The organism is Ilyobacter sp. (assembly GCF_041583315.1).
Taxonomy (GTDB): Bacteria; Fusobacteriota; Fusobacteriia; order Fusobacteriales; family Fusobacteriaceae; genus Ilyobacter.
Genome location: NZ_JBFHGC010000342.1, coordinates 1 through 3,222 on the forward strand (window position 1 = coordinate 1; position 3,222 = coordinate 3,222).

The following is a 3,222-nucleotide window of genomic DNA, read 5'->3' on the forward strand; positions in this document are numbered from 1 at the left end:
ACAAAGGGCGGAAAAAACAATAGAAATTCAAGAAGACACAATCAAAACTACCACTTCAAGTGGTAGTTTGCTCATGCCCTAGAAGGGCGCTTTTCTAACATTGGGCTGAAGCCCTTCTGAACGGTTTGCCAACCGTGTAATATTTCATTCAGCTACTCAAGTAGCTCTTGGTTTCTAGTTCTTTTTTACTTTATCTCCAGTAAAAGGATCGATATACTCTTTCAATGTTAATTGATCTTCCGCAATATCTTCTTGCAATTGATTTTTAATATACTCTTCGATCCTTTTCCTGTTACGACCTACTGTATCTACATAGTATCCACGGCACCAAAAATGCCTATTCCCATATTTGTATTTTAAATTTGCATGTCGGTCAAATATCATTAGCGAACTTTTTCCCTTCAAATATCCCATGAAACTAGATACACTCAATTTAGGTGGTATACTCACAAGCATATGTATATGATCTTTACATGCACTTGCTTCGTGTATCTCTACTTTTTTATTATCGCAAAGCTTCCTAAGTATTTGTCCTATATCTTGCTTTATTTTCCCATATATTACTTTTCTCCTATACTTTGGCGCAAAGACTATGTGATATTTACAATTCCATCTTGTGTGTGCTAAACTATTACTATCCATATCAAACCTCCTTTTGTATATCAACTGGTCGGCAAACCTAGGTTGATTATATCAAAAGGAGATTTTTTATATCATACGCATAGCCTTCCGGCTTTTTGGGTCCACCTGCATAGCAGGTGGTTTTCTTTTTATATAATAAAAAACTCCCCAGTGCATAACTGGAGAGTTTTTTCTAACTCATTTGTAAAATAACTTGTAAGCTTTATATGTTTCGTAAATATCAAATTTTGAAGCCAGTTCAAAAGGAGAATGCATGGATATTACTGCTGGACCTGCATCTATGGTTTTTATCCCGTGATGAGCCAAGTACATTGCTACAGTTCCACCGCCTCCCTCATCTACTTTTCCAAGCATGGCCATTTGCCATTTTATATCATTTTCATTAAATAACGTTCTTATTTCCCCTACATATTCTGCATCTGCATCGTTGGTTCCGCTCTTTCCTCTAGCTCCGGTGTATTTACTTACTACAATTCCATAACCTAGTATGGCTGCATTTTGAGCGTCGTGCACAGACTTAAATATTGGATTTATTCCTGCATTTACATCAGCTGACAAGGCTCTCGAATTCCAAAAACATTTTCTCAGAAGATAGTCATTGTAGTCTTTGCCCTTTATTTTATAAATCATATCAGATACAAAATATTCTATATAAAAAGATTGTAGTCCCGTAGATCCTGTAGAACCAATCTCCTCTTTGTCAGCCATAAAACAAACCGCAGTTTTCTCAGGAATACCTTCATAATCTAAAATAGCCATCATAGATGTAAAAGCACATATCCTATCATCGTGTCCGTAAGAACCCACTATTCCCCTGTCAAAACCAACGTCTTTAGCTTTGTGTGCCGGTACAAGCTGCAGTTCTGCTGACAGAAAATCCTCTTCTTCCATACCATAAGTTTCATTTAACTTTTCTAAAACTGCATATTTCACAAATTCTTTTACCTCTTCATTTTTTATCCTAGAAGGTATGCTTCCCACTACGATATGCAGCTCTTCTCCCTTTAAAATCTCTGAAGAGGTTCTATCTCTTTGAACTTTTGAGTCCAGGTGTGGAAGAATATCTGGAATAGAAAATACAGGGTCGCTCTCGTCCTCTCCTATTATTATATCTATTTTTTCTCCTGACTTTAAGACAATTGCTCCATGTAGCGCCAAAGGAGTTGATCCCCATTGATATTTTTTTATCCCACCATAGTAATGTGTCTTCATCAATGCTAAATCTGTATCTTCGTAAAGTGGATTTTGCTTTAAGTCTAATCTAGGACAGTCAATATGTGAAACAATAAAATTAATCCCTTCAACTATATCTTTTTCACCTATGATTACCAGTACTATATTTTTTTCTCTGTTTATATAGTATATTTTATCTCCGGGTTTGAGACTTTCCACAGAGCCTGCATTTTTAAATCCGTGAGATTCAGCTAGTTTTATGCTCTCTCTTACAAACTCTCTCTCAGTTTTTCCTATGTTTAAAAATTCTTTATATTCTTCTGAAAATGAAAAAATAAGTTCCTTATCTGCTTTTTCAATTTTTTTCCATCCGTTTTCTCTCTTATAAAGCATATTTTCACCTCTTTCTTATTATTTTTTATTCTATAATATAGAGTATAACAAATTATATCTATCAAATAAATTAAAATGTTTTTCCATATTAAAGAAGAGCTGCCAGATTTGGCAGCTCTTCTGATTTTATTTATTCAATCTTTTAGTTATCTCTTCTGTTGCCTTTTCATAACCTGGCTTTTCTAAAAGAGCAAACATGTTTTTCTTATATTCTTCTACACCTGGCTGATCAAAAGGATTTACTCCGAGTAAGTATCCGCTTACAGCACAAGCTTTTTCAAAGAAGTATAAAAGGTATCCCAAATGATAAGCTGTTGCTTCTGGAATATTTATTACAAGAGTAGGAACTCCTCCGTCTGCATGAGCCAGTATTGTACCCTCTATAGCTTTTTTGTTTACATAGTCCATTGTTTTCCCTGCAAGATAATTTAATCCGTCAAGGTTAAACTCGTCTTCTTCTATTATTATATCTGTTTCGGGTTTTTCTATATTTAGAAGTGTTTCAAACAGATGTCTTTTTCCGTCCTGAATATATTGTCCTAAAGAATGTAAATCAGCTGTAAAGTCTGCAGACGCAGGATATATTCCTTTTCCGTCTTTTCCTTCTGACTCTCCATAAAGCTGTTTCCACCATTCTGAAATATAGTGAAGTTTTGGCTCATAATTTATCATAAGCTCTATATCCTTCCCTCTTCTATGAAGAATATTTCTAGCTGCTGCATACTTATAGCAGTTATTTGTTTCATAAGGAGACTTATATTCTTCTCTGGCGTCTGCCGCTCCTTTCATAATCTGATCTATATCTACACCACCGGCGGCTATTGGTAAGAGTCCTACTGCAGTCAATACAGAATATCTTCCACCTACATCGTCAGGAACTACAAAAGTTTCATACCCCTCCTGAGTAGATAACTGTTTCAATGCTCCTCTGGCCTTGTCTGTTGTAGCATATATTCTGGATTTTGCACCTTCTACACCGTACTTTTTCTCCAGTTTTTTCTTGAAAATTCTAAA

3 protein-coding genes are annotated in these 3,222 nt (G+C 35.3%); all 3 read right to left on the reverse strand.

Annotated features, from left to right (window positions below):
- Nucleotides 1-174: 174 nt before the first annotated feature.
- Nucleotides 175-642: an IS200/IS605 family transposase gene (tnpA, locus tag ABZA26_RS11040; protein WP_372714583.1), complete on the reverse strand. Its 468-nt coding sequence runs from the start codon at nucleotides 640-642 to the stop codon at nucleotides 175-177.
- Nucleotides 643-819: 177 nt separating this feature from the next.
- Entirely contained in the window at nucleotides 820-2,208 is a 1,389-nt protein-coding gene (locus ABZA26_RS11045) for an aminopeptidase (protein WP_372714584.1), read from the reverse strand.
- Between the two features lie 126 nt (nucleotides 2,209-2,334).
- On the reverse strand, nucleotides 2,335-3,222 hold an 888-nt coding region (locus ABZA26_RS11050; protein ID WP_372714585.1), incomplete at its 5' end, for a glucose-6-phosphate isomerase.

What these genes read in the sequence shown, in the direction of transcription:
- ABZA26_RS11045 (WP_372714584.1), bottom strand. Translation starts at nt 2,208, where the DNA reads ATGCTTTATAAGAGAGAAAACGGATGGAAAAAAATTGAAAAAGCAGAT.
- tnpA (WP_372714583.1), bottom strand. Translation starts at nt 642, where the DNA reads ATGGATAGTAATAGTTTAGCACACACAAGATGGAATTGTAAATATCAC.